The sequence below is a fragment of the Thiohalophilus sp. genome (genome assembly GCF_046483665.1).
Taxonomy (GTDB): Bacteria; Pseudomonadota; Gammaproteobacteria; order UBA6429; family Thiohalophilaceae; genus Thiohalophilus.
On record NZ_JAWOCR010000039.1, the window covers coordinates 51,755 to 77,418 of the forward strand.

The window sequence follows — 25,664 nt, forward strand, 5'->3', positions numbered from 1 at the left end:
AGGTCAGTTTACCTTCAACGGTACTGCACAAAGTGGCCGTCTTCGAACTCACTGAAGTCCACCATGGTGCCAAGTACCTGCAAATAGGCCACGAGAGCATCCATTTCAGTAACAACCATCGTATTGCCATCGTAGTTACCCTGGCTGGCCTGAGCAACAAGGTTTTGTGTGGCAGTATTGATGTCCAGCATTTTGGCGACATCTTCACCGAAACGTTCGACGTTGGCCTGGTACTCCGCCTCGGTCTCGGAATAGGGTACTCCCACGACTTTCAGCGCACGCATGCGATCAGCCACGTCCTTGTACTTCAGCTTGTTTTCCAGCAGCCAGGGATAGTTAGGCATAATCGATTCGGGAACTACGGAACGTGGCGCGACCAGATGCTGGACATGCCATTCGTTGGAGTACTTGCCGCCAACACGCGCCAGATCCGGCCCGGTCCGCTTGGATCCCCACTGGAACGGGTGGTCGAACTTCGATTCGGCAGCGAGAGAATAATGTCCGTAGCGCAAGGCCTCATCACGGAACGGACGTATCATCTGTGAATGGCAGGTGTAACACCCTTCCTGCAGGTACAGATCACGGCCACGCAGCTCCAGGGGCGTGTAAGGGCGGACCGTGTCCTTGCCGGCAACTTTTACCTCTTCCACCGTATCATCAATCATATATAGCGGGACGATTTCGACCAGGCCGCCGATACTGATGACGATCAGAGTCAGGACGATAAGCCAACCGGCATTGGTTTCTATAGTTTCGTGTTTCATTGCTCTTCTCTAATCCTGTTGTTCTTTAGGCCTTGGCCATTTTCGCGGCCAGTTTGGCTTCCAGTTCAGCCCTTTCACGACTTGCCTTGCGGATGGTCATGTAGACATTAAATGCCATCAGGGACATACCGGCGACGAAGAACGCTCCGCCAATGGCGCGGAAAACATACGGCTGATGCAAGAAGGCAACGGATTCTACAAAGGTGTAGGCCAGATTGCCGTATTCATCAAAGGCGCGCAACAGCAGGCCCTGGCCAATACCGGCCACCCACATGGCACTGATGTAGAGCACAATGCCGATGGTCGCCAGCCAGAAATGCAGGTAGATCAACCGGTCGCTGTACATCCTGGTTTCCCACAGGCGCGGGATCAGATGGTACAGGGAACCGAAGGTGATCATGGCAACCCAGCCCAGAGCACCGGAATGCACGTGACCGATGGTCCAGTCGGTGTAATGCGACAGCGCATTAACGCTCTTGAGCGACATCAGCGGCCCTTCGAAGGTCGACATCCCGTAGAACGACAGGGCCACAATCAAAAACCGGATGATGGGATCGGTACGCAGTTTGTCCCAGGCACCGGAGAGGGTCATGATGCCGTTGATCATCCCGCCCCATGAGGGCATGAGCAGCAGAATGGAGAAGGTAGCTGCCAGTGTCGAGGTCCAGTCAGGAATCGCGGTCCAGTGCAGATGATGGCTACCTACCCACATATAGAGGAAGATCAGAGCCCAGAAATGGATAATGGACAGCCGATAGGAATAGACGGGACGACCGGCCTGCTTGGGCACGAAGTAATACATCATCCCGAGGAACGCCGCGGTCAGGAAAAAGCCCACGGCATTATGGCCATACCACCACTGGGTCATGGCATCCTGAACCCCCGCATGCAGACTGTAGGAAGAAAGACTGAACATGCTGACCGGTACGGCCATATTATTGAAGATATGCAACAGGGCAGTAGCCAGGATAAAGGCGATGAAAAACCAGTTAGCCACATAGATGTGTGGCTGGCTGCGACGGCGCAGGGTCTGCACGTAAATCCAGAAATAGGCCACCCAGGTGACGGCAATCAACAGATCGATCGGCCAGACCATTTCGGCGTATTCCCGACCCTGGGTATAGCCGAACAGATAGGAAATCGCGGCCAGTGCGATCGAGGCCTGCCAGCCCCAGAAGGTCAGATTGGCGAGACCGTCGTTATACAGGCGCACCTGACAGGTCCGCTGCACCACATAATAGGAAGTAGCAAACAGCGCACTCCCTCCAAAGCCAAAGATGACCAGGGTGGTGTGTACCGGACGCAGACGACCAAAGGTGATTTCCGGGATATCAAAGTTCAGAAAGGGCCAGGCCAGTTCGGAGGCAATGTACAAACCTGCGAACATTCCCAGTACACCCCAGACAATGGTCATAATGGTGAACTTGCGCACAATATCGTAGTTATATTGTTCCGCAGCCTGTGCAGTTGAGTGGGCCATATAACGCCTCTTGGTTCTTGGTTGAATCAGGGTAATGATAAGGGAGTTTCCCGCCTGCACCGCCACAGAAAACCTGAGAAAATCCCTCGGGAATATCAAAATATCAGAATATTGTAAAGTATCTGTAAACCGGCAGGCAACTGCCGATCATCTCATCAGTATACACGTGCCATCCGAACCCCCATTAACCGAAGAGATTTGTCCAACTCGACCCCTTATTAACTCATTTTATCCAGGGTTTATGGCCAGAACGCCAGTAGCAAGGGAATGTAATGGTCGATTAGCAACAACGCGAATAGCAACATCAGATAGAGAATGGAATAGCCAAAGGTCTTGATGGCGATTTTAGGATCCCTGTCCGACTGCATGCGAATGGCGTAATAGAGAAATATCCCCCCGAGAATGAGGGCGCCGATAAAATAGAGCCAGCCACTCATCCGGGTAGCAAACGGCAACAGCGTCACGCCAAACATGATGATGGTATACAGCAACACATGCAGCCGGGTGAACTGTACCCCGTGGGTGACCGGTAACATCGGCACATTGACCCTGGCGTATTCCTCGCGTTTATAAATCGCCAGGGCCCAGAAATGCGGTGGCGTCCAGGTATAGATGATCAAAAACAGCAACAGGCTGTCGGGATGGATATGCCCGGTCACCGCGGTCCAGCCCAGTACCGGTGGCGCGGCACCGGCGGCGCCGCCGATCACGATGTTCTGCGGCGTAGCACGCTTCAGGTACATCGTATAAATAAAGGCATAACCGATCAGGGACAACAGGGTCAGCATCGCGGTCAGCGGATTGACCAGATAGACCAGGATCACCATTGAGGCAATGCCAAGCAGGGCGGAGAACAACAATGCCTGTTTGTTGGTAATCGTGCCGGAAGGAAGAGGCCGTTTCGACGTCCTCTGCATCTGGGCATCGATCTTCTGATCCACGATCTGATTGATGGCCGCCGCCGACGCCGCGGCCAGACCGATACCAAGTGTGCCGAAGATCAGTGGCTGCCACGGCACCATCCCCGGTACAGATAGAAACATCCCCACAATGGCTGTGAACACGATCAGCGCCACGACCTTGGGTTTGCACAGGGTATAGTAGTCACACCATAACCGGAAAATATCCGGGCGAACTTCAGACTGTTTGACGGTCTCCCCCATTATGTTCTCCGCGGCTCGAATACCAGGTGGTTCAGGGTCACCAGGGTAAGTAACAATAACGCACCTACACCGTTATGTGCCACAGCCACACCCAGCGGCAGGGACAGCAGGACATTGGCAATCCCCAGGCTGACCTGCAGTAGCAATATGCCCAGCAGGGTCACGCCCATGGGCTGGAGATTTTTACCGAAACGACCGAGCAACAACATCAGGCCCAGTGTCCCCAGATACAAAAAGGTAATCAGTGCGCCAAGACGATGCATAAAGTGAACCGTCACCCGCGCGGTATTGCTCATCACCCCGCCTTCATAGTCCGGCCCGATACCGTGCCAGAAAGTAAAGGCTTCGCCAAAGTCCGTCTGGGGCCACCACTGGCCCTGACAGGTCGGAAAATCGGTGCAATGCAAAGCGGCATAGTTGGCACTGGTCCAGCCACCCAGCATGATCTGGAATATCACGATCAGAAGCCCCACGAAGACCAGTTTTTTCAACCGGCCGACCTGTCTGCCAGCACGTAGCAGGGGGAACAGGTTCATATGCCGCAGGGTTATCCACCACAGCAGGGATAACGTTGCCATCCCGCCCATCAAATGCAACATCACAATCACCGGTTTGAGCTTGATCGTCACAGTCCACATCCCGAGCAAAGCCTGGAAAATAATCAAAGCACTCAAAAATAACGGTAACTTGACTGCCTGTTGCGGATCACGGCGATTACGCCAGGCAACGAAGGCCAGTGTAAATACCAGCAGGCCGAGAATACCGGCAAAATAGCGGTGTATCATTTCCTTCCAGGCCTTGTGCGACTCAACCGGACGTTCCGGATAAAGCGCATTGGCCATCAACACTTCCTGTTCGGACTTCGGCACACCCAGATGTCCATAACAGCCCGGCCAGTCAGGACAGCCCAACCCGGCATGGGACAAACGAACGTAAGCGCCCAAGATTACAACACACAGAGTCAGTACCGTAGCGATCAACCCCAGCCTGGCAAACAACGTTTTATTGTCCATGTTTTATTATCCTGATCGCGCAAACTTAAGCAGCCGTTCCAGATCCCGGATTGCGCCCTTTGGTTCGTAATCCTCGGGATAGCTCATTATCAGATAACCCCGGGGATCCACCAGATACATTGACTGCACAAACGGTCCGGCACCGGTATCATGGTCAAACTGCTCAATCACTTCCTGCAGGTTTCCATCACTCCCATACACAACCTTCAAATCCTGATGGTCAGCCATTACGTCTTGCAGGCTCGCCTGTGGCGCGCCTTCTGTCGAGACATGAATCCGGACCAGCCGTTGCCGATTACCACCCTGGGCCAGACGAATCTGGCGCATCAGGTACAATTCTTCGACACACGCCGAATTGCAACTGGCACCACCAAAATGGATCATCAACCATTTATCGCGCACGTCGGAAAACTGAAAAGATGAACCGTCTTGCTCAGTTAGCGTGACATCCTTTAGCTGACGTGGGGGCTGAATCAGATCACCGTGATTCCGCTCTCCACCTATATCCCATTTATCCATGTTAAAATACAGTACCAGGACAATAATAATCGGCAAAAAGAATACGGCAACCAGCAACAGGAATTCCCGCCGCCCCTTGTTTCGCTGTGCTTTACTTACGTTCATGTTTTGCATGATCAATTTTTCTACTGTTAACGAATATGAATATCAAAACCAGCGCCAGCGCCAGCGCAAACCATTGTACGGCATAACTGGTACTCTTCTCGGGTGAGCTACTGACAATTTTCCAGTCCCTGACAAACCCATGTGGTTCACTTTCACCCAGCTGCATTATATAAGGATACAGCTTGTAGCCTGTTAGCTCTTCAAGCTCATCCACATCCAGCCATTGCACGACCAATGGCCAACTCATGTCGGTATAACTTTGTTCCCCCAGCTTGAGACCAGGCTCTGAGGGCAATTTCAGACGACCTGTCAACGCAACATTATTTTTCGGGGTCGCAATTACCGGAAACCTGTTGCGTTGTAAACGGCTGTCGACCCAGCCGCGATTCACCAGAATATATAGTTCGGAATCACCGATTTGTAATGGCGTCAACACCTGGTAACCCGCATGCTTCTGGTGAACCTGGTTATCCAGCAAAATGTGCTTATCGTCGTCAAACTTTCCACTGACCTTGACCTGTCGATATTCTATTCGACTTGTCGGATCGAGACTGGACAACTCAACAGCAGGCCGTGCTTGTTGCTTTGCATAGCGCTGCTCGATTTCCCGTTTTTCCTGTGCCCGTTCCAGCTGCCAGAAACCCAGGTGCAATAATACCGGCAACAGAACAATTGTTGCGAGCGTCGGCCAGAGACGTGGTCTGAATTCACGATTTCCAAATTGCATTTTATTACCCGCCGTCCATATGCTCATCGCGACATTTTGTTTATACTTTATTTATCAGATAGCGGAGGTAAACATGCTTTTTAAAGCAGCGATTGTCATTGTCCTTATACTGATTTTATTCAGCCTGGCCACTGCCATGTTTTCAATGCTCAAGGGCAACCAGGATTCTACGCGTACCGTCAAGGCTCTGACCCTCCGAATAGCCCTGTCCATCGGGCTGCTGATCTTTATTATGGTCGGGTACTCGCTGGGCCTTATTTCACCACACGCGTTGATATAACGCTACGGTGAATTTTCCCTTTTTATCACGCCTGTCTTGTAACAGGATTGACGAGATGGTGTCGTAACAATCCACAAGACAATTACTAAAATCCGGTAACAAACGCAAACTCTCCCGGTCAGGGCACTATCATCTTGCCATTGACAGCATCACAACAGGTTTATATGCAAAAAAAAGCGCCGCTATCGCGGCGCTTTCCATAGCCATGTTATCGTTTGTTACAACCAGTAGACAAAGATAAACAGACCGAGCCATACCACATCAACAAAGTGCCAGTACCAGGCTGCCGCCTCAAAGGCAAAGTGATGCTTGGCCGTAAAGTGCCCCTTGATTGATCTTAACAACATCACCAGCAACATGATCGCGCCAACCATTACATGCAGACCATGAAAACCGGTCAGCATAAAGAAAGTCGACCCATAAATTCCGGATGACAGTTTGAGATTCAGATCACTATAAGCATGACCATATTCCCAGGCCTGCAGTGAAATAAATACTGCGCCGAGTAACACAGTCAGAAAAAGCCCGGCGATCAATTGCGTACGATTGTTTCTCTTCAGACCCCAGTGAGCCCAGGTAACGGTCAGACCGGACGTCAGCAGGATAACTGTATTGTAAAAAGGGACTCCCCAGGCACCGATAACATCCTTCGGTTTGTCAAAGCCTTCACCCGGCACATCCAGCAAGGGCCAGGCTGCCTGGAAGTTAGGCCATAACAATTCGCCGGTCATGGCATTGTTGCCTGCCCCATCAAGCCAGGGCAATGCCCATTGCCTTACGTAGAACAGGACGCCAAAGAAGGCAGCAAAAAACATCACCTCCGAAAAAATAAACCAGGCCATGCTCATGCGAAAAGAGGTGTCTACCTGCGCATTGTATTGTCCACCTTCACTTTCGGAGATGACTTTGCCAAACCAGCCAAACATCATCACGATGACGATAATGGCGCCGGCGATCATCCACAGGCTGCTGCCACCATGCAACCAACCGGCAAAACCGGCCAGTAGCGTGAACAGACCAACCGAGCCGACAATTGGCCAATGGCTCGGCTCGGGTAAATAATAGCTACCTTGTGCGTGTGACATGGCTACCCCTCTTTTATGCTTATTATGCTAATTGTTATTAGTTCGAATAGACCTGACTGTTTTCAGCAATCGTAATCTGCTTGTTGTTACCTTCCAGCCTGGCGTTTTTATCAGTATCAAAAAATGTATAGCCAAGAGTGATCGTATTGACGTGGTCAGGCAAATCCGGATCAACTACAAATACCAGTGGCATTTCCTTGACCTCCCCCGGCTCGAAAGTTTGCTGGTTAAAGCAGAAACACTCCATCTTGGTGAAATATTTCACTGCCTGGGACGGCGAGAGACTAGGCACTGCCTGTGCCACAACAGTCTGGTCTGTCCTGTTCCTGGCATAAAATTTCACCTGCCTGATTTCACCAGGGTGTAACTTCATGGTCCGGGTCATTGTTTTGAATTCCCAGGCCATATTCTGATTTAACGTAGTCGTAAACTGGACTGTTACTGTGCGATCGAGATCCTTTCTTGCTGCCAGCTCCCGGCCTTTGGCGGAGCCTTTTTCCGCGGTATAACTGCCATCCTGAATCTCCAGAAAGCGACCATTAATACCGAAGGCATCACAGACCATATCGTACAAAGGAACCAGTGCAAACCCAAAGCCGAACATCGCAAACACAACTACGGTCAGCTTGCTTATCAGTCGACCATGTGTTTTTTCGGGATTGTTGTCCTGTGTCATGACCGGTTACCAGTATTTGGCAAAAATCGCGATATAGAATCCCAGGGCAATCAACACCAGGATTGCAATTGTCGATTTTTTTGCTTTCGATCGTGCCACGTAACTACTCATCATACCTGCCTTGTCTGGTCATACGGGGAGACATTTATTACTGCCTCCCCACTTTCGACTTATTTAACCTGTGGTGGTGTTTCAAAGGTATGATACGGCGCCGGTGAAGGAACCGTCCATTCCAGGCCGTCTGCGCCATCCCAGACCTTGTCGGTGGCTTTTTCTCCACCTCGAATAGTCTTAATGAGGATATACAGGAACAGCAGCTGACTGGCACCGAAGACAAATCCGCCGATCGAGGCCATCATGTTGAACTCGGCAAACATCGGGGAATAGTCCGGAATCCGTCGCGGCATACCGGCCAGACCGACAAAGTGCATCGGGAAGAACAGCACATTGACGGAAATGGCTGACAGCCAGAAGTGCCACCTGGCCAGTGTTTCGCTGTACATGTTACCGGTCCATTTCGGCAGCCAGTAGTACACGCCTGCGATAATCGCGAACACCGCACCGGTCACCAGTACATAGTGGAAATGCGCCACAACAAAATAGGTATCGTGATACTGGAAGTCAGCCGGCGCCACACCCAGCATCAGGCCGGTAAACCCGCCAATGGTGAACAGGAACACAAAGGCGATCGCCCACAGCATCGGTGCCTCGAAGGTCATCGAGCCTTTCCACATGGTGGCGGTCCAGTTGAACACCTTGACCGCGGTCGGCACCGCAATCATTACCGTGGCGTACATAAAGTAGAGCTCACCCGCCAGCGGCATGCCTACCGTAAACATATGGTGCGCCCAGACGATGAATGACAGGAACGCAATGGCTGCGGTCGCATAAACCATCGACGCATATCCAAACAGCGGCTTGCGGGCGAAGGTCGGAATAATCTGCGAGACCACACCGAAGGCCGGCAGGATCATGATGTAAACCTCTGGGTGTCCGAAGAACCAGAACACATGCTGGAACAGTACCGGGTCACCACCGCCGGCCGCATCAAAGAAGCTGGTGCCAAAGTTGCGATCGGTCAGCATCATGGTTACCGCACCGGCGAGTACCGGCATAACGGCAATCAGCAGGAAGGCGGTAATCAACCAGGTCCAGACGAACAGCGGCATCTTCATCAGCGTCATGCCCGGCGCGCGCATGTTCAAAATGGTTGCGATAATATTGATGGCCCCCATGATGGACGAGAAGCCGAGCAGGTGAATCGCAAAGATGAAGAAATCCGTGCTGGCCGGCGCAAACGTCGTGGACAATGGGGCATAAAAGGTCCAGCCGAAGGCCGGGCCGCCGCCTTCCATGAACAGGGTGCTGACCAGCATGGTGCCAGCGAACGGCAATATCCAGAATGACCAGTTGTTCATGCGTGGCAGGGCCATGTCCGGCGCACCGATCATCAGTGGAATCTGCCAGTTGGCCAGACCGACGAACGCCGGCATGACCGCCCCGAAGACCATGATCAGGCCATGCATGGTGGTCATCTGGTTAAAGAAGTGGGGATCGACAATCTGCATACCCGGCTGAAACAGCTCAGCACGAATAACCATAGCCATGGCGCCGCCGGTCAGGAACATAATGAAAGCGAACCACAGATACAGGGTACCGATATCTTTATGGTTGGTGGTAAACAGCCAACGCGTAATACCCGTCGGGTGGTGATGCTCGTGTGTCGCAGCTACTGTACTCATTCTTATCTCCTCCGCTACGCCTTAGCGTGCTGCCTTTACGGCTGACGGTTGCACAACGCTGGCGTCGTTGCCCCAGCTTTTACGTTCATAAGTGATAACCGCGGCCAGATCGGCATCATTGAGCTGCGGACCAAAGGCCTGCATTGAAGTCCCGCTCTTGCCATTCAGAACAATATCGATATGGCCTTCAGCCGGACCGGTAGTAATCTCCCCGTCGACCAGCCCCGGGAAAGTACCTGGAATGCCCTGTCCGTTGGCCTGGTGACAGGCAGCGCAGTTGGCTTTGTACACTTCTTCGCCCCGGGCCAGCAGTTCCTCCTCGGCCCATTCCTGGTCGCTTCCGGCACTGGCTGCTGCGGCAGCCTGTTTTTGCTCTGCAACCCAGTCCTGATACTCATTCTCAGCGACCACCTTGACGACGATAGGCATAAAGCCGTGATCCTTGCCACATAGCTCGGCACATTGACCGCGATAGGTCCCGGTTTCAGTCGCTTCGAACCAGCTTTCATTGATATAGCCGGGAATAGCATCACGCTTGACCCCGAGGTCGGGGACCCACCAGGCATGAATCACATCATTTGACGTGGTCAGTATCCGGACTTTTTTGTTAACCGGAACCACGATCGGGTTGTCTACATCCAGCAGATAGTTTTCTACTGTCCGTACATCCACGCCAGAGTCTTTTTGTCGAGCTTCGTTACTGGCTGAATCAAGGTTACTGAAAAAGCTTACGTCTTCATCCAAATATTCGTATTGCCATTTCCATTGCCAGCCGGTCGCCTTGACGGTAACGTCGGCATTGCTGGTGTCCTCTATCTTAATCAGCGTCTTGGTCGCCGGTATGGCAATCAAGACAAGAACCACCAGCGGGACAATAGTCCAGATGACTTCCACGGTGGTACTTTCATGAAACTGCGCCGGTTTCGCTCCCCTGGATTTACGGTGCTTGAAAAGGGAATAAATCATTACCCCGAATACACCGATACCAACGATAGTGACAATCCACAGCACCAGCATGTGCAGGCCATAAATCTCCTTGCCGACGACAGTCACTGTCTCGGACATATTCAGGCCGTATTCTGCAAATGCGCTGCCCGGACCCAACAACAAAACAGCATATAGGAAGCTTCGGAGCTTTCTCGTTATAGTATTTGCCGACATACCTCTACCTCTTCCGGTTGGGAATCACTTGATTTTATTGATTATGGTTTTTCTATGCTCTCGCCACACACGCTTGTTTTAATATTTATGATCAGCCAGAGTGGAAAATTTATAAATTGAATCTTATCTGCTGCCTGAGACTGTTGATTACCTGCTGGCAGCAGGCTTTTGTTTATTCTTGTTTTTCAAATACAACTGCCCCGGCCTGTTTTTGCCGGCCAGCGGAATGCCATCTTTTACAGATTATTATCCATGGTAGTCAGGCGTATCCGGCTCCGCAATAAAAAAGAAAGTATGGGCTTATAACAAACAGATATAAAAGTAACCGCTAATATGATTATCTTCTAATTAGCTATTTGCCGGTTTTCTGCTACCTGCTAACCAGTAATGTACTTTCAGTGGTGTGGCTTGCTTAATGAGCTTAACGATTAACCTGGAAATTGCCAATGAGTTTCATTCATTCAGAATATTACAACAAACTTATATTGATGCTTGCTACCAGTTGTTCGAATTGTTGCGGAGCAAGTGGAGTGCGCTGGTAGGGAATCTGCGCCAGGCAGGGTACAGGAAGACGGGACTCGAGGGTCTGCAGATTGCCCTGTTGAGCCGCAAAATCGGGGTCGACCCCATTGGCGATCCAGCCGACCACCGGGATATTCTGTTGTTCGATACTTTCGATCGTTAGCATTGCATGATTCAAACAACCCAGTCGCATTCCGACTACCAGCACTACCGGCAAGCCCAGCAAGCCAGGTAAATCTGAAACAGAAAAACTGTCATTCAGGGGTACGCGCCAACCACCGACACCTTCGACAATAACCTGATCGCTGTGTCGTTGTAATTGCTCAAAAGCCCGGAGGATCGGTTCACGCTCAATACGAACACCTGCCTGACTGGCCGCCAGATGCGGGGCGATCGGGGGCTCGAACACATAGGGATTGATCAATTCATACGCCAGCGGCAGACCAGACTGCTGTTGTAATTGCAGCGCATCATCATTGACCAGCTGCCCTTGCTGATACTCCCCGCCGCTGGCAACAGGCTTCATCGCGGCGACCCGTAACCCATGCTGTTGCAAAGCCGCGATCAACAAACGGCTGCAAAAGGTCTTCCCGATCTCCGTGTCGGTACCGGTAACAAACACGCCCGGGTATTGTGTCATTGAACTACTCATCGGCCGATGAATTTGACAGGTACTTCACGGGGATCCGCGCAGCTCTGACCACTGGATTCCATTGCCCAGGCATGCCCATATAACACTTCATAACTTACCGGCAGTCGCTGCTCACGGCGAAATTTCTCATAGGCTTCTTTGACCGCCTGCATGCGCCGCTTGCCGGTCAGGCCACGGGCACGTCCCCGGGTAACGTTATGCGCGCCAATTTGTTTTAGATCACGCATGATGGAAAACAGATCCGGATAGGTTACTGTCAGCATTTCCATGTCCATGACCGGGTCGCCAAAACCGTGACGCAACAGGGCATCGCCAATATCATGCATATCAATAAACCGGTTGGTATGTGAGTATGCATCCACTGCCTCAAAACACTGGCGCAACTCGCCAAGGGTATCCGGCCCGAAGGTGCTGAACATTAACAACCCGTTCGGCTTCAGGACGCGACGCATTTCGGCAAAGGTCTGTTCCAGATCCACGCACCACTGGATGGCCAGACTGGAAAAAATCATATCCACACTGGCATCGGCCAGCGGCAGTTGCTCGGCATCGCCGGCTACATACCGAAAGCGGCTGCGCATCTTCTGCCATAAACCCGGTTTGCCCCGGGCCTGACCCAGCATATTCAAGGATACATCAAGTGCCCATATCTCGCTGCCAGGATAACGCTGTGCCAGCGCGGGTAATGTATAGCCCGTACCGCAGCCCACATCCAGCAGACGTTGCGGAACATGTTTTATGTAATCGAGTCGTTCCAGAATGCGATCAGCCACTTCCCGCTGCAATACCGCGGCCTGATCATAACTTTTGGCGGCACGATCAAACGCTGTACGGGACTGCCGCTTGTCGACCATCTGTGCGTCATTATCTTGCATGTAGAAACATCATCACTTGTTGAATAAATGTCTGCGGGTGAGAGACAAACGGCGCATGTCCCGCCCCCTCGATAACCACAGTCTGACTGTCTTCAAATTCGCCTGCCAGAGCTACTGCGGCCGCCGCTGGCACCAGCATGTCCTGTTCTCCCATCACCAGCAGCAGCGGCATCTGGCGGATTCGCGCTAACTGTTCGCGCAAATCCGCCTCTTTCAAAATGGTCAGTCCGCTTTGCAGCGCCGTTACGTTAACCCCGGCCATCTCCAGTACCTGCTGACGTAAGGTACGCAATGCCTCCCGGGCCGACTCACTGCCCTTGACCTGCAGTGCCAGGAAACGTTGCAGAGTCATTCGATGATCTTCGCGCAGTTGTGCCGCGAAGCTCTCCAGCAGTTGTGGCGGCATCGCATGCGGCCAGTCGTCGGCCTGGCTGAAACGCGGGGTACTGGCCACCAGCAGCATTCCCCGAATCTGTTCGGGTCGTTGCAGCGCAATCTGCAGAGCCGCCAGCCCCCCCAGTGACCAGCCCAGCCAGAAAGCCGGCCCGTCCAGTTGCGGCGACACACTTTGCCATATTCTTTCCGCCAGTTGCGGCAAGTCAAACTCACTGTCAGCGTGCTGACTTTGCCCGTGCCCGGGCAAATCCACCAGATGCAGACGGTACTGCGCCTGCAGCGCCTCGCTCACCGTGTACCAGATACCGCTATGCATGCCCCAGCCATGCAATAACACCAGGTCCGGCCCCTGTCCCGTGCGAGTCACCTGAAGTGGTGATGTGTTCGTCATGCTTTATAACACCGTCTCGATCCTGTCCAGCAGCTGCGTGATATCCGCCGGCTCATGCGTGGCCGAAAAAGTAATACGCAGACGCGCCGTGCCCCGGGGCACCGTCGGCGGACGGATCGCGCTGATCAGAATGCCCTGCTGTTTCAACTTGTCACTCAAGGCCAGCGCCCGTTCGGTCTCGCCGACAATCCACGGCTGTATGGGGGTGGTCGATGCACCCAGATCCAACCCCAGCTGCGCGGCGCCGGCACGAAACTGTGTGATCAACTGCTGCAGTTTGTCTCGCCGCCAGGCTTCCGTCTGTACCAGTTGCAGACTGGCCCGGGTTGCCTCGGCCACGGCCGGGGGCAATGCCGTGGTATAGATATAACTGCGGGCCTGCTGAATCAGGCTTTCTATCAGGGCTTCCTCGCCGGCGACAAACGCGCCGAAAGTCCCAAAACCCTTGCCCAGTGTGCCGACCAGAATTGGCACCTCATTGATTCCCAGATCATACTGTTCCAGCGAGCCCCGGCCGCTGCCGCCGATGACACCCAGCCCGTGAGCATCATCTACCATCAACCACGCGTCCTGCTGCCGGGCCCGTTGCGCCAGTGACGGCAACGGCGCCAGATCGCCGTCCATGCTGAACACGCCATCAGTAGCAATCAGCCGGGTTGTTGCCTTGCTGCTGTCCAGCAACTGCTGCAGGTGTTCACTGTCAGCATGCCGGTAGCGTTGCAATCGCGCGCCGGACAATTGTGCCGCATCGATTAGCGAGGCATGGTTGATGCGATCTTCGAATATCGCATCCCTGCGCCCGAGCAAGGCACTGGCCACACCGAGGTTAGCCATATAGCCCGTGGAAAACAGCAGTGCCCGGGGCCGTCCGACGAACCCGGCCAGCTCTTCTTCCAGCTGATGATGTGGCCGGGCATGCCCGCTCACCAGATGTGCCGCCCCGCTGCCCACGCCGTACTCATCGACGCCGCGTTTGAACGCCTGTTTAACCTCGGGGTGATTGGCCAGACCGAGATAATCATTACTGCAGAAATTCAGATATTCGCGCCCGTCAATCACCACCCGCGGCCCCTGTGGCCCCTCCAGCACCTGCCGCGAGCGATACAAATGCCGCGCCCGGCGTTCCTCAAGACCTTCCTGCAACTTCTGATAACTGACCATAAAAAGAGATTAACGCAGAGGCGCAAAGGCGCAGAGGTCGCAAAGAATGGAATAAAATGATTCGTGTACCATCAACGCCGTTTTCATTTTGGTCGTCCTCTTTCAGTCGCGCTGGTCATCAAAAAGAACTCCAACCGGTGCTATTAACTGCCTGGTAACCCGGTACGACAAGAACAATCAAATAATAAATCCTCTGCGTTCTTTGCGCCTTTGCGTTATGAATTTTTTAAACCGCCTGGATGCCGAGTTTGTCGAACAGTTGCATATCGTGGTCGGCACCGGGGTTGGGGGTAGTCAGCAGTTTTTCGCCGTAGAAGACCGAGTTGGCGCCGGCCAGGAAGCACAGTGCCTGCATTTCATCGGACATCTCCTCGCGTCCGGCCGACAGGCGCACGTAGGATCCGGGCATCAGGATCCGGGCCACGGCAATGCTGCGCACGAATTCGATGTGGTCGAAATCCCCGGCTTCCTGCAGCGGCGTGCCTTCCACGCGTACCAACATGTTGATGGGCACGCTTTCGGGATGCTGCGGCTGATTGGCCAGTTGTTGCATCAGCCGGGCACGATCATAACGGCTCTCACCCATGCCGAGGATGCCGCCGCAACAGACATGCATGCCGGCATTGCGCACGTGTTCCAGGGTATCGAGGCGATCCTGGTAGGTCCGGGTAGTGATTACCTCGCCGTAATATTCCGGCGAGGTATCCAGGTTATGGTTGTAATAATCGAGTCCCGCTTCCCTGAGCCGCCGGCTCTGGCTTTCGGTCAGCATCCCCAGGGTCAGGCAGGTTTCCAGTCCGAGATCCTTGACCGCCCGTACCATCTCGATGACCGGCTCCAGATCCCGATCTTTCGGGCTGCGCCAGGCCGCGCCCATGCAAAAGCGGCTGGAGCCATTGGCTTTGGCCGCCTTCGCGGATTCGATTACCTCTTCCAGGGGCATGAGCGGTTCGACTTCCAGGCCGGTATCGTAACGAATGCTTTGCGGACAATAACCGCAATCCTCCGGACATTTACCGGTCTTGATGCTCAGCAGCGTGCTGACCTGCACCTGGTTGGGCTCGAAATAGTGGCGGTGTACCTGCTGGGCATGGAACAGCAGATCATTGAATGGCAGATTGAACAGGCCATCGATCTCCTCGACCTGCCAGTCATGGCGAAGATTGTTATCGATCGTGGTAGCGCTGGCGATTTGTGACATTTAGTTCTCCCCTTCCCCGTACGTGTCTTGCCAGGGCTCTTGTTGAATGCGATACAGCTCCCACAGCGACCAGGGGATCAGAATCAACGCGACGATACCGCCGGTGATGATCCACAACTGCCACTGTGTGCCATAAAAGGTACCTACCGGGATGACGATGCCGAATGCCCCATAAAACCGGTAGGCCGCCTGCTGGGTGTAATGCCCGACCCGCTCATTGGGATGGTGGCGGGCGATGGTGTAGACCGCGATGGAGACACCAAACCACAAAATCGGCGGCACCACCATCAGAATAAACATGAAAATCAGAGTCATGGCGGGCGGCTCCCCCAGCAGGATCCAGGGCGCCATGATCAGCCCCGGCGCCACGGCAATGATATTGCCGATATTGAACAGGCGCGCCATCCGGCGACAACTGTCAGCACTGATAAAATAGCTTGAAGTGCTGTTTTGCGATTCCACGGCGCATGACTCTCGGCTAGACTGGGGGGCAAGGAACCGCATAATAGACACCCCACCGCCGGTGTCAACTCGCAAGGATGCGCAGAGTGAACAACTGGTTAAATTTCGAGCTTTTTCGGCCGATCTGCTGGCTCTGCCATGCACCGCTGGCGCCCGGCCAACCCCTGTGCGCCGCCTGTCTCGCCGCCCTGCCGCACAATCAACATGCCTGCCACCGTTGTGCCCTGCCTACGGCCCCCGACCAGACCCTGTGTGGCCAGTGTCTGGTCCGTCCACCGCACTATCAACAGGCGCTGATTCCCTTCGTTTATGCGCGTCCCATCGACCAGTTGATTACCGCTTTCAAGTTCCAACAGCGGCTGCAATATGCCCGCCTGTTGGGCGAATTGCTGAGCGAGCTCCTGCCACCAAATCGCCTCGCAACGCTGGATGTCCTGTTGCCGGTCCCCCTGCATCCGCAACGTCTGCGTGAACGGGGCTACAATCAGTCACTGGAGATCGGTCGTTTCCTCGCACGGCAGTACCAGTTGCCTTTGCCGGTGCATCTCTGTCACCGGGTTCGTCCAACCGCCGTACAGAGCAGCCTGCCTCTGGCGCAACGGGCGAGGAATCTGCACCGGGCATTTTATACCCATGCCGATCTGCAAGGTTGCGCCATTGGGATCATTGACGACGTGGTCACCAGCGGTCATACCGTTAACGAACTGGCCCATTGCCTGCAATGCGCCGGGGCGGGGCCAATCACCGTCATCGCGGTTGCTCGTGCTGACTTTCCACGCTGAAACGCCGGTATCTTCACCGAGTGACGAGCGCTGGAATTAACGCAAAAAGCGTAAAGAGCGCAAAGAAGATAATGATTTATTGTTGTGGGGTGAATAAAACGGCGTCCAGCATGGACATAATCACCGAACAGTACCGGAAAAACAGTAAATGGAATCGTCGCTGGATCCGGTATGTTCAAGGCAGTGGGCGAGCAGGATACATCCTTCTGTTTTAAGGTTATTGCCTGCAACCCGCCCCCAAGATCAGAAATCCATGAACAGATCGAGGAAGATGCCTCTGGATTCATATTCCAGTGGGGGGGCGGTCTGGCCGTTATCCAGGGAATATTGCTGGTGTCGCCAGCCGCCTTCAAGCCCGAGGCCGCGATGCCATTTGTATTGCAGCTTGGCCTGATAATCAAAGGCACGGGCCCGTTCGCTATCGCGATGGCTGCCTTCCAGTGAAGCCGACAATCCGTCAAACGGCAGTTCGAACAGGGCGGTGGCATAAAACATGGGAATGGCCTGGTTGAAATTATGTACGGCAGCCGGGCCTTCCGCCTGCGGATAACGACCTGTCGCTTCGAGATACTTGATATTGAGCCCCAGATCCAGTGACATACCGTGCGCCGTACTGACCGGATAGAACAAGCGGGTGTCATATTCCTGCAAACGATCGGCCGTACCGGCCGAGGCCGAAAGTGCGTCCACGTTCTGTAACCGGGGTTGCAGAATAGTCTGGCGGGATTCGCTGTCGTCATGCAGCTGCAGGGTCCGCCGGGTTTCTGCATCCAGGTTCAGACTAAACTGCGGCAAGTAGCCCGGCTCATGCTCACCGGCATACAGCGGCGGTGCCATGAGCAGCAGGCTCACGGCGACACTGAGCAATCCGGCATTGAGATACTTGATCAGGAACATGGGCAAGGTCGGCAAGAATTCGTTGCCACTGATTATAGAACAGACCACCAGCGCAAACCACTCGCCAAAACGTGACCTGGTGCGGAATTTACAATCCCGCAGCCGCCAGCGCGCTCAGTCGTTTTTCGGCAAACTCTTTAAGATTTCCCGGCAGGGCCGGGCTGTTCCTGGCCCGTTTATAGGCAGAGCGTGCCTCGGTGTATTTCTGCAGCTGTTCCAGGGAAATCCCCAACCCGATCCACCAGTTCCCCTGACGGGGGTTGAGCCGCAAAAGATCCCGGTAGGTTGCCGCGGCTTTGAGATGGTAGCCCGCCTGCTGATAGATCGCCGCCAGCAGGGCATGATAATCACTGTCCACCCCCATCTGCGGCGGCTGACGTTCGAGCACGGTGATGGCCTGCGCCGCTTTGCCCTGCTTGAGCAGAACCCGGGCGTAAAGTTTGGCAAACGTACTGTTCTGCGGCGCCAGGGACACACCCTCTTTCAACAAGGTGGCCGCTTCCACATAACGCCCGCTTTTAATATAAACCCCGGCCAGCAGCTCCCGGGCCCTGTGATGTTGCCGGTAATGCTGCAATGCTTCCCGCAAGTGGCGTTCGCCGGCTTCATTTTGATCCCGGCCGAGTAATTGATAACCCTTTTTGTATGCCAGCTCCGCGCGCTGTTCATCGCTCAATGGCCGACTGCGCTTGGTGACCGGTTGCGATGCCCTGTTCGCCGTATCGGTCTGCGCCGAACGGCGTTCGGGCCGTGACGAGGCGGATTCCGGCTCGGGCCTGGCGGCCGGTTTATTCTGCGACGGGTCCGCAGTTTTCGGCGCGGCGTTTTCCTCGGTCGCATCCTGTTCCGCCGTTGCCAACCCGGACCTGACTCTCTCAGTGGGTGGAGCAGTTTGCTCGCCGTCCGCTTGTGGCAACGGGGCGGTTTCGACCGCTTGCACCGGGGCCGTGGCGACCGGCGGCGCGCTTGCCCCGGACGATTGCGGCACATTGAAATAGAACCAGCCAAGCACACCGACGACCACTACCAGTAATACCAGTGCCGCAGTCAGGGTATAAATCAGATAGGGCGGACGCCGACGGGACACCGTATACCGATTCACGCCTTGCAACGTACCGTCCGGCGATGCCACCGAATCGGCCCGCCGTTTTTCCAGATCCTTGAGCATCTGGTTAATCAGGCTCATAAACTGACTCCCGGCAACCTGTCACCCTGCCAGTAGAACACTATAACCGACACCAGCACGGTCACCGCAACCAGCCACCACGACCAGTAGCGCCGAGGCGGACGTGACAGCTGGGCATCCTCGGTATCCCTGACCGCCAGACGCATATGTTGCTCGTCAACCGTGGTATCGCCCCGTCCATAGGCGGCCATCATCGCTTTGTGTGACAGAATATTGATCAACCGCGGTATACCGCGACTGCATTTATATAACGTGCGCATCGCCCCGTGCTCGAATAGTCCGCCTCCCTGGTAGCCGGCCACCACCAGCCTGTGAGAGACATAGGAATCGAGTCCCTCGCGATCGATCGGCTCCAGTCGATAGGAGAAACTAATGCGTTGCTTGAGCTGACGAACCTGCCGGGTATTCAGCCGATCATCCAGTTCCGGCTGACCAAACAATACCACCTGCATCAGCTTGTATTTTTCCGTTTCCAGGTTGGTCAACAGGCGCAGAGTCTCCAGGGTATCGGTCGGTATGGCCTGAGCCTCATCCAGACATAACACAACTTTACAGCCTTCAGCAGTCAGTTCAATCAGTCGATCACTGATCAGCTTTTGCAACTGGTACTGTCCGTAAGGCCGGTTAGACAGGGTAACACCCAACTCCGTAGCCAGGCCGGCCAGCAGACCGGAAGGTGTCACCATCGGATTGGGAATATAAGCAGTGAAAAAATCCTTATCCAGTGTGTTGAGCAGCTTGCGACACAGTAATGTTTTACCGGTGCCGACCTCGCCGGTCACTTTGATAAATCCCTCACCACTGCGCAGGGCTACCAGCAAGGTATTCAGGGCGTCGGCATAATGCCCGTAAGAAAAAAAATAGGCCGTATCCGGAGTTATCGAAAAGGGCACTTCCCGCAGTCCGAAATGTTGCAGATACATCATGTTCTTGCGCCCATTTTTTGCCTACTATCGGTTACGCATCTGCCGTATCCGTTCCTGCGAGGAACGAACCGCATCGGACCACGTATCATCTCCTTCGACCAGTACCGGCTTGAGCAAAATGATCAGTTCGCTCTTGCGAGTCACTTCACGGGTATGACGGAACAGACCGCCAATCAACGGCAAATCGCCGAGTAACGGCACCGAGGCATCCTCATCGGTGACCGAATCCTGCATCAGCCCCCCGATGACAACAACCTGGCCACTGCGAGCACGGATAATGCTGTCTGATTCCCTGATAGTACTGATTGCCAGCGGCACACTGAAGTTGGTGCTCGAGGAGACACTGATATTTTTGGTTTTTTCGGTGACCGTACTGACTGACGGATGAACATGCAAAATGATATTGCCGTCATCGCTGATCTGGGGGATCACATCCAGCGCCACCCCGCTGAAGAACGGCGTCAGTTCCACGTTACTGCTGGTGGTCGAGGTCCCGGTGGTAATGTCGGTGTTGGAGGCGACGTCGGTGATAAAGAACTCATCCTCGCCAACCTTGATGACCGCCTTCTGATTGTTAATGGTCGAGACCTTCGGACTGGAAAGGACCTGTACATCACCCTGGGTCTTGAGCAGTTCGATAAAGGCAGCAAAATCGTTACCGATGTTCAGCGCCATGGAGAAAACGCCGCCAAAAGCCGAAGCCGCCGAGCCATCCACCTGGTTGAGGGCGCTGGGATTGAGATTCCCGTCACCGCCGGCAGTATTCGCCACGCCCGAGCCGCCGAAGACACTGCCGCCGCCGGTCTGGTTGATCAAAAAGCTGTTATTGGCCGTATCGTGCAGAGCTGACCAGTTGATACCGCTTTGAAACCGCTCATTGAGTTCGACTTCGATAATCCTGGCCTCAAGAATGACCTGCCGTTGAACGACATTCTGGGTGGATTTGATAAAGCGTTCCACCGCGCGCAGTTCCGCCGGCATGGCATTGACCACGACCAGTCCTGACTGGCGATTGACCACCACATTGCGCCCTTCCTTGTTGCCCACGATAGTCTTCAGGGCGGACTCCATACCCTTCCAGAAATCCGACTCGGATTCGGTGTTGATGGAACTGCCGGAGAGGGTATTGGTCTGCCCGCCCGGCTGGTTGATATTGCTTCCCCCGCCGGCCAGCCCTCCCGTACTTCCTGTCCCGCTGGCCGGGGCATTCTCGGTGACTTGCCCGGAACTGACCCGCAGGTTGGAGACCCCTTTGCGCTTGATGTCCAGATAATCAAGACTGAAAATACGGGAGGTCAGCGTATTGGGAAACACCCTGAACCCGGTGCGGGTCTGGTCATAATCATAACCATAGACATCGCGCACGACTTCCATCACGTCAGCCACCGTCACATTCTTCAAATCCAGCGTAATGCGCCCGTCCACATCCGGGTGCATCACCATGTTGTGCGGTGTACCTTCTACCAGTTCCATGAAAAAACGCCGCACGTCGGCGCGATTGACCTTGATATCAAAACGCGGCTCGGTATCAATGCCGCTGCTGTCGGGCAACTGCAGATGAAACTCCGGCATCAGGGCCTCGCTGATACTGGCCGGGGCGTCACCCTGTCGATCGGCCGAACGGGCTCCCGCTTCATTGAGCGCCTCGTCAATCGATTCCAGCGTCGCCGGTGGCGGCTGGGTACCTGCACAGGCGACCAGTTGCGCGATACAACCGGCGACGAGGGTCATTTTCAGTGTTTTTGTCATAGCATGTTCCAGCACGATTACCTGCTCCGCGGCCAGGCCGCGATCATTGTCTAGCGAAACTGTTTGCGAATACCACCCGGCACCAGCCGGATGACGAACTCTTCCTGTTTGTAGCGCAACTGTACATATCCCGGCTGAATTGCCAGCACCCTGGCGCCGTGGACGCTGTCGCCCTCCCGCACGCGCTTGCCGTTGATCACAGCGATACGTTGCCGCTCGCCGATCTTGATGGTATCGACATGCCAGCTGGGCGCCGTGGATTTACCCCCTGGCACATACAGTCGATACCCCGGCGGCCGGGTTGGATCATCCAGCCGGGCGTTCACCGGCACGGCAAACACCAGTCCCAATATCAATAATCCTGTGGCGGTTCTGTCAAACACCGATCCAGCCCTCTTCCAGACTCAGTGTATGCACAGTAATGGTCACACTGGAAACCGGATAACTTTTCACCTGCAGTTGCAGACTGTCCCAGTAAAAATCCCATTTCAATTCCTGCAATGCCTTGAGGTACTCCAGCGTACTCAGGTAACTACCGCTGAATTCGATCTGCATTCCATGACGGTATACTCCGGAGTCGGGATAGTCACCTTCGCCATCCGCGGACAATTCGAGCAACGGTTGAATCGGCAGATTACGCACCGCGATCAACTTGAGATCGGTTTTTTGCGTCAACACCGCTTCCAGTACCTGCGCCATCTGCGCCGGACTGATCAGACTGGCGGTTTTTTCCTGCAGCCGGGCATCGACCTCGGACAGTTGCTCCTGCAATTTTTCCTGACGCCGACGGTTGGCCTGATCGGGATCGCGCCCTGACTCACTGTTCATCGCCGCAATCTGTTGTTCGAGGGCCGCAATCTGCGAATCGGCGGTCTGTATGCGGTTACCGAGGCTCTCGTTCTCCCCGGTCTGGACCAGATAGATAAACTCCAGCCAGACGATGCCGATCACCAGCAGGGCCCCCACGCCCAGAATAAGGCGCTCGCGTAACGTCAGCGCATCAAATCGTTCAGCCCACTGTTGCAGTGTCTGCTTCATTCGGCCGGCTCCTGCTTCACCCGGCTTTGCAACTGAAAGTCCATGTGTCGGGGTTGCTCCGCATTGCGGCTGATGGACAGGTTATCGAATTCGGTACCGGCGAAAATCGTCTCCGCAGACAGTTTCTGCAAATAATTCGGCACAGACTCGGGCTTGAGACTGCGCCCCTGCATATCCAGGCGTGTACCACCCTGGCGCAGGGCCAGTTCGGTCAACCACAAACCATCGATGCGCTGGCGTGCCAGTCCCGTCAAATGTTCCACAAAGCCATCGGTATTGCCGAAGCGCTTGCCCGACAGCGCCTGCAGAATCTGTTGCTTGGCCGCCAGCTCGTTATTCAGGGCTTCGACGGCCTCCTGCAATTGCCGATCGCCCTGGCGAGCTTCAAGTTTCTGGCGCAGTGTCGCGACCTGTTGTTCCAGTTCGGCCTTGCGCTGCTCCCGTTCGGCCAGCTTGGTATTGAGCCCCTGGTGCTGCCACTGCAAAAATCCGGAGACCAGCGCCAGCAACACGATCAGGCCCAGCACCGCCAGGCCCACCTGCCGTGCGGAAACCGGCTGCTGCTGCTCGCGGAAGATGTCCTGGTAGAGATTGATCTGCTGATTGGCCATCATGTTCCCGGCTCCCGCAGGGCGGCCCCGATGGCCAGCAACGTTTCGGCCCGGGTGTTTCGATCCGGCAGGGATTCCGCCTCGACCAGCTCACCCAGTTCCAGCGGTTTGATCTGAACTCCCAGGTTACTGCTCATGTATTCGAGCAACTCCGGCAGCGGCCTCGGGGTCGGGGCCAGCGCCAGATGGCCGATGGGTGGCAACCCGAAATGGCTTTCGAAATAATCCAGCGAGCGCTGGACTTCCAGCACGATGGTGTCAAACGCGCGCTGTTGATCCGGTGAAATGTCGGCCTCCAGTTGCAGGTCGCTGTCACCGTCTGCCGTGGCGGTGGACGATTCGAGCATGCGATAACCGACATCCAGTTCCCGCGCCAGATAAATCGCCCCTTCGCGGGTCAGGGTCAGCAGGCCCGAATCGGGGCCCAGCGACAACATGGCCACTCCGCGGGCATCCTCGGGCAGGCGAACGGCCAGATTGCGTTGCGCCAGCTCGGGAATATCCACGCAGCACAGATCCGCGCCGGCCTCCTCCAGTTCATCGATATACTGCTTGACCCGATCCTGATGCGCCGCTACCACATAGACCATGGGCCGACGGCCGCGCTCCTGCTGACCGGGGATAGTAAATACATCCAGCACCGCCTCATTGATATCGAACTCGAGCCGGTCCTTGATGCGCCAGCGCACTGCCGCCTGCAACTCGTCTTCGGCCACCTCCGGCGCCTCGATCATTTGCAGGTCAAACTCGCCGTGGTTGAGCACGGTGCTGACCCGCATGCCGTTCAGGTCCTCTGCGTCCAGTAATCTGGCCAGAGCCCGGGGGCGTTCAGCGAGGGGGACAGCCACAAACTCACACGCAACCAGTACCGGTTGCTGTGCCTGATGACGTACGGCCGCCACGGCGATGCCCTGATCGGAAAGATGCACTCCGACCAGTCCCGGTACCGCCCTGGATTTTTTCAGCCATCCGAACAGGGAACACCCCCTTGTTTAGTGGGAAACCCGGAATCCCTTCAGTAATTACCCGATGTTTCTGGCATCGAAGTTATGACCGGCTCTTCATGTCCAGCTGGAGAAATCCGGCCTAACTTATTGTAGTATATAGTATTGTAGTGCAATTTACAGTCCGGGCAGGATTCCTTCCTGTTAAGCCCGGAATTCAGCTCCAGGCATAGGCCACCAGCAACCCGGTAAATACGGCCCCGCCCAGCCAGCTGTTATTCAAAAAGGCGCGGAAACAGGCTGCCGGTTCCCGCTCCCGGATCAGGTACTGCTGGTACAGGACAAAACCCAGCGCCACGAGCAGGCCTGTATAATAAGGTGTTCCCAATGCCAGCTGGCCGCCCAGCAGCAGCAGCCCCAGCAAGACCAGCCCCTGCAGCAAACCGACGATCATCCGATCCGCGTCGCCGAACAGGATGGCGGTGGATTTGACCCCGACTTTCAGATCGTCCTCACGGTCAGCCATGGCATACATGGTGTCGTAGGCCACCGACCAGACCACGTTGATCACAAACAGTAGCCAGGCCACTTTCGGCACCTCGCCGGTCTGGGCGGCGAAGGCCATGGGAATCGCCCAGCCGAAGGCCATACCCAGCACCACCTGCGGCAGATGGGTATACCGCTTCATGAACGGATACAGAGCCGCCAGCGCCACCCCGACGAAGGCCAGATAAATCGTTAGCCGATTCATGGTCAGCACCAGCAAAAAAGCCGCCAGGCAGAGCACCACGAACAGTCCCAGGGCCTCGCGCGGCTGCACCTTGCCACTGGCGAGGGGCCGTTCGCGGGTGCGCGCCACATGCGGGTCGAACTCGCGATCGGCATAATCGTTAATCACGCAACCGGCCGAGCGCATCAGGATCACGCCCAGCACAAACACCACGAACACTTCCAGCCGCGGGAATCCCTCGGCCGCTATCCAGAGCGCCCACAGGGTGGGCCATAACAGCAGGAAAATACCAATCGGTCGGTGCAGGCGGGTCAGTAGAAAATACTGATACAGGCGGTCGAGAATCTGTTCGCGGTTTATCACCGGTCGCTGCGAATTCATTCAACCTCTGTCGTGTGCCGGGCCAAGGTGGATGCCGAATTGTAA

At 55.0% G+C, this 25,664-nt stretch carries 27 protein-coding genes; 2 read left to right on the plus strand and 25 right to left on the minus strand.

Features of this window, described 5'->3' with window-relative positions; all coding sequences use genetic code 11:
• Positions 1-14: 14 nt before the first annotated feature.
• The 6 genes from ccoO to R6U90_RS08375 all read right to left on the minus strand — a co-directional run bounded on the left by ccoO (position 15) and on the right by R6U90_RS08375 (position 5,771).
• A complete protein-coding gene (gene ccoO / locus R6U90_RS08350; RefSeq protein WP_410352219.1) occupies positions 15-764 on the minus strand; it encodes a cytochrome-c oxidase, cbb3-type subunit II in 750 nt (249 codons plus the stop codon).
• A gap of 25 nt (positions 765-789) precedes the next feature.
• Positions 790-2,244, minus strand: a complete 1,455-nt coding sequence (gene ccoN, locus R6U90_RS08355) for a cytochrome-c oxidase, cbb3-type subunit I (protein WP_410352220.1) — start codon at positions 2,242-2,244, stop codon at positions 790-792.
• A gap of 239 nt (positions 2,245-2,483) precedes the next feature.
• Complete coding sequence (cyoE, locus tag R6U90_RS08360; protein WP_410352221.1) at positions 2,484-3,407, minus strand: heme o synthase; 924 nt, start codon at positions 3,405-3,407, stop codon at positions 2,484-2,486.
• A complete protein-coding gene (locus R6U90_RS08365) occupies positions 3,407-4,420 on the minus strand; it encodes a COX15/CtaA family protein (protein ID WP_410352222.1) in 1,014 nt (337 codons plus the stop codon). The genes cyoE and R6U90_RS08365 overlap by 1 nt, the downstream gene beginning before the upstream one ends.
• A 6-nt stretch (positions 4,421-4,426) precedes the next feature.
• On the minus strand, positions 4,427-5,044 hold the full coding sequence (locus tag R6U90_RS08370) for an SCO family protein (RefSeq protein ID WP_410352224.1): 618 nt from the start codon (positions 5,042-5,044) through the stop codon (positions 4,427-4,429).
• Positions 5,031-5,771, minus strand: coding sequence for an SURF1 family protein (locus R6U90_RS08375; protein ID WP_410352225.1), 741 nt, complete (start codon positions 5,769-5,771; stop codon positions 5,031-5,033). The genes R6U90_RS08370 and R6U90_RS08375 overlap by 14 nt, the downstream gene beginning before the upstream one ends.
• Before the next feature lie 73 nt (positions 5,772-5,844).
• Here R6U90_RS08375 and R6U90_RS08380 point away from each other — a divergent pair, with 73 nt between their 5' ends.
• Complete coding sequence (locus tag R6U90_RS08380; protein ID WP_410352226.1) at positions 5,845-6,051, plus strand: twin transmembrane helix small protein; 207 nt, start codon at positions 5,845-5,847, stop codon at positions 6,049-6,051.
• A gap of 218 nt (positions 6,052-6,269) precedes the next feature.
• On the opposite strand, the gene R6U90_RS08385 is transcribed toward R6U90_RS08380, so the two are convergent.
• The 10 genes from R6U90_RS08385 to R6U90_RS08430 all read right to left on the minus strand — a co-directional run bounded on the left by R6U90_RS08385 (position 6,270) and on the right by R6U90_RS08430 (position 16,375).
• The gene (locus R6U90_RS08385) at positions 6,270-7,136 is read right to left on the minus strand and encodes a cytochrome c oxidase subunit 3 (RefSeq protein ID WP_410352227.1); all 867 of its coding nucleotides are present in this window, start codon (positions 7,134-7,136) and stop codon (positions 6,270-6,272) included.
• Positions 7,137-7,173: 37 nt separating this feature from the next.
• The gene (locus tag R6U90_RS08390) at positions 7,174-7,812 is read right to left on the minus strand and encodes a cytochrome c oxidase assembly protein (protein ID WP_410352228.1); all 639 of its coding nucleotides are present in this window, start codon (positions 7,810-7,812) and stop codon (positions 7,174-7,176) included.
• A 170-nt stretch (positions 7,813-7,982) separates the two neighbouring features.
• Positions 7,983-9,554, minus strand: a complete 1,572-nt coding sequence (gene ctaD, locus R6U90_RS08395; RefSeq protein ID WP_410352229.1) for a cytochrome c oxidase subunit I — start codon at positions 9,552-9,554, stop codon at positions 7,983-7,985.
• A gap of 21 nt (positions 9,555-9,575) precedes the next feature.
• Positions 9,576-10,715, minus strand: coding sequence for a cytochrome c oxidase subunit II (gene coxB, locus R6U90_RS08400; RefSeq protein ID WP_410352230.1), 1,140 nt, complete (start codon positions 10,713-10,715; stop codon positions 9,576-9,578).
• Between the two features lie 469 nt (positions 10,716-11,184).
• Positions 11,185-11,877, minus strand: coding sequence for a dethiobiotin synthase (bioD, locus tag R6U90_RS08405; protein WP_410352231.1), 693 nt, complete (start codon positions 11,875-11,877; stop codon positions 11,185-11,187).
• A gap of 8 nt (positions 11,878-11,885) precedes the next feature.
• Entirely contained in the window at positions 11,886-12,764 is an 879-nt protein-coding gene (gene bioC, locus R6U90_RS08410; protein WP_410352232.1) for a malonyl-ACP O-methyltransferase BioC, read from the minus strand.
• Positions 12,754-13,551, minus strand: a complete 798-nt coding sequence (gene bioH, locus R6U90_RS08415; RefSeq protein ID WP_410352233.1) for a pimeloyl-ACP methyl ester esterase BioH — start codon at positions 13,549-13,551, stop codon at positions 12,754-12,756. The genes bioC and bioH overlap by 11 nt, the downstream gene beginning before the upstream one ends.
• A 3-nt stretch (positions 13,552-13,554) precedes the next feature.
• Positions 13,555-14,712, minus strand: a complete 1,158-nt coding sequence (gene bioF / locus R6U90_RS08420; RefSeq protein ID WP_410352234.1) for an 8-amino-7-oxononanoate synthase — start codon at positions 14,710-14,712, stop codon at positions 13,555-13,557.
• Positions 14,713-14,938: 226 nt separating this feature from the next.
• Positions 14,939-15,913, minus strand: a complete 975-nt coding sequence (gene bioB, locus R6U90_RS08425; RefSeq protein ID WP_410352235.1) for a biotin synthase BioB — start codon at positions 15,911-15,913, stop codon at positions 14,939-14,941.
• Positions 15,914-16,375 (minus strand): hypothetical protein, encoded by a 462-nt coding sequence (locus R6U90_RS08430; RefSeq protein WP_310692500.1) that lies wholly within the window; start codon positions 16,373-16,375, stop codon positions 15,914-15,916.
• An 86-nt stretch (positions 16,376-16,461) separates the two neighbouring features.
• Between R6U90_RS08430 and R6U90_RS08435 the strand changes: the two genes are divergently transcribed.
• Entirely contained in the window at positions 16,462-17,157 is a 696-nt protein-coding gene (locus tag R6U90_RS08435; RefSeq protein WP_410352236.1) for a ComF family protein, read from the plus strand.
• 243 nt (positions 17,158-17,400) lie between these two features.
• Here the strand turns inward: R6U90_RS08435 and R6U90_RS08440 are convergent, their stop codons facing one another.
• From R6U90_RS08440 to ubiA, 9 genes are all read right to left on the minus strand, one after another.
• Positions 17,401-18,102 (minus strand): hypothetical protein, encoded by a 702-nt coding sequence (locus R6U90_RS08440; protein WP_410352237.1) that lies wholly within the window; start codon positions 18,100-18,102, stop codon positions 17,401-17,403.
• Between the two features lie 40 nt (positions 18,103-18,142).
• Positions 18,143-19,240 carry a tetratricopeptide repeat protein gene (locus R6U90_RS08445; RefSeq protein ID WP_410352238.1) on the minus strand — a complete coding sequence of 366 codons (1,098 nt, stop codon included), beginning with the start codon at positions 19,238-19,240 and terminating at the stop codon, positions 18,143-18,145.
• Positions 19,237-20,166 (minus strand): ExeA family protein, encoded by a 930-nt coding sequence (locus tag R6U90_RS08450; protein ID WP_410352239.1) that lies wholly within the window; start codon positions 20,164-20,166, stop codon positions 19,237-19,239. The genes R6U90_RS08445 and R6U90_RS08450 overlap by 4 nt, the downstream gene beginning before the upstream one ends.
• 24 nt (positions 20,167-20,190) lie before the next feature.
• Positions 20,191-21,915 (minus strand): pilus (MSHA type) biogenesis protein MshL, encoded by a 1,725-nt coding sequence (gene mshL / locus R6U90_RS08455; protein ID WP_410352240.1) that lies wholly within the window; start codon positions 21,913-21,915, stop codon positions 20,191-20,193.
• Positions 21,916-21,965: 50 nt separating this feature from the next.
• On the minus strand, positions 21,966-22,298 hold the full coding sequence (locus tag R6U90_RS08460; RefSeq protein ID WP_410352241.1) for a general secretion pathway protein GspB: 333 nt from the start codon (positions 22,296-22,298) through the stop codon (positions 21,966-21,968).
• Positions 22,291-22,953: a hypothetical protein gene (locus R6U90_RS08465; RefSeq protein WP_410352242.1), complete on the minus strand. Its 663-nt coding sequence runs from the start codon at positions 22,951-22,953 to the stop codon at positions 22,291-22,293. Before R6U90_RS08465 ends, R6U90_RS08460 begins: the two co-directional genes overlap by 8 nt.
• Positions 22,950-23,567, minus strand: coding sequence for a PilN domain-containing protein (locus R6U90_RS08470; RefSeq protein ID WP_410352243.1), 618 nt, complete (start codon positions 23,565-23,567; stop codon positions 22,950-22,952). The genes R6U90_RS08465 and R6U90_RS08470 overlap by 4 nt, the downstream gene beginning before the upstream one ends.
• On the minus strand, positions 23,564-24,493 hold the full coding sequence (gene pilM / locus R6U90_RS08475) for a pilus assembly protein PilM (RefSeq protein WP_410352244.1): 930 nt from the start codon (positions 24,491-24,493) through the stop codon (positions 23,564-23,566). Before pilM ends, R6U90_RS08470 begins: the two co-directional genes overlap by 4 nt.
• Positions 24,494-24,725: 232 nt before the next feature.
• Positions 24,726-25,619, minus strand: a complete 894-nt coding sequence (gene ubiA, locus R6U90_RS08480; protein WP_410352245.1) for a 4-hydroxybenzoate octaprenyltransferase — start codon at positions 25,617-25,619, stop codon at positions 24,726-24,728.
• Positions 25,620-25,664 lie beyond the last annotated feature (45 nt).

Coding starts and splice junctions, on each gene's coding strand:
- ccoO (WP_410352219.1), bottom strand. CDS start 764: ATGAAACACGAAACTATAGAAACCAATGCCGGTTGGCTTATCGTCCTG.
- ccoN (WP_410352220.1), bottom strand. CDS start 2,244: ATGGCCCACTCAACTGCACAGGCTGCGGAACAATATAACTACGATATT.
- cyoE (WP_410352221.1), bottom strand. CDS start 3,407: ATGGGGGAGACCGTCAAACAGTCTGAAGTTCGCCCGGATATTTTCCGG.
- R6U90_RS08365 (WP_410352222.1), bottom strand. CDS start 4,420: ATGGACAATAAAACGTTGTTTGCCAGGCTGGGGTTGATCGCTACGGTA.
- R6U90_RS08370 (WP_410352224.1), bottom strand. CDS start 5,044: ATGAACGTAAGTAAAGCACAGCGAAACAAGGGGCGGCGGGAATTCCTG.
- R6U90_RS08375 (WP_410352225.1), bottom strand. CDS start 5,771: ATGCAATTTGGAAATCGTGAATTCAGACCACGTCTCTGGCCGACGCTC.
- R6U90_RS08380 (WP_410352226.1), top strand. CDS start 5,845: ATGCTTTTTAAAGCAGCGATTGTCATTGTCCTTATACTGATTTTATTC.
- R6U90_RS08385 (WP_410352227.1), bottom strand. CDS start 7,136: ATGTCACACGCACAAGGTAGCTATTATTTACCCGAGCCGAGCCATTGG.
- R6U90_RS08390 (WP_410352228.1), bottom strand. CDS start 7,812: ATGACACAGGACAACAATCCCGAAAAAACACATGGTCGACTGATAAGC.
- ctaD (WP_410352229.1), bottom strand. CDS start 9,554: ATGAGTACAGTAGCTGCGACACACGAGCATCACCACCCGACGGGTATT.
- coxB (WP_410352230.1), bottom strand. CDS start 10,715: ATGTCGGCAAATACTATAACGAGAAAGCTCCGAAGCTTCCTATATGCT.
- bioD (WP_410352231.1), bottom strand. CDS start 11,877: ATGACACAATACCCGGGCGTGTTTGTTACCGGTACCGACACGGAGATC.
- bioC (WP_410352232.1), bottom strand. CDS start 12,764: ATGCAAGATAATGACGCACAGATGGTCGACAAGCGGCAGTCCCGTACA.
- bioH (WP_410352233.1), bottom strand. CDS start 13,551: ATGACGAACACATCACCACTTCAGGTGACTCGCACGGGACAGGGGCCG.
- bioF (WP_410352234.1), bottom strand. CDS start 14,712: ATGGTCAGTTATCAGAAGTTGCAGGAAGGTCTTGAGGAACGCCGGGCG.
- bioB (WP_410352235.1), bottom strand. CDS start 15,913: ATGTCACAAATCGCCAGCGCTACCACGATCGATAACAATCTTCGCCAT.
- R6U90_RS08445 (WP_410352238.1), bottom strand. CDS start 19,240: ATGAGCCTGATTAACCAGATGCTCAAGGATCTGGAAAAACGGCGGGCC.
- R6U90_RS08450 (WP_410352239.1), bottom strand. CDS start 20,166: ATGATGTATCTGCAACATTTCGGACTGCGGGAAGTGCCCTTTTCGATA.
- mshL (WP_410352240.1), bottom strand. CDS start 21,915: ATGACAAAAACACTGAAAATGACCCTCGTCGCCGGTTGTATCGCGCAA.
- R6U90_RS08465 (WP_410352242.1), bottom strand. CDS start 22,953: ATGAAGCAGACACTGCAACAGTGGGCTGAACGATTTGATGCGCTGACG.
- R6U90_RS08470 (WP_410352243.1), bottom strand. CDS start 23,567: ATGATGGCCAATCAGCAGATCAATCTCTACCAGGACATCTTCCGCGAG.
- ubiA (WP_410352245.1), bottom strand. CDS start 25,619: ATGAATTCGCAGCGACCGGTGATAAACCGCGAACAGATTCTCGACCGC.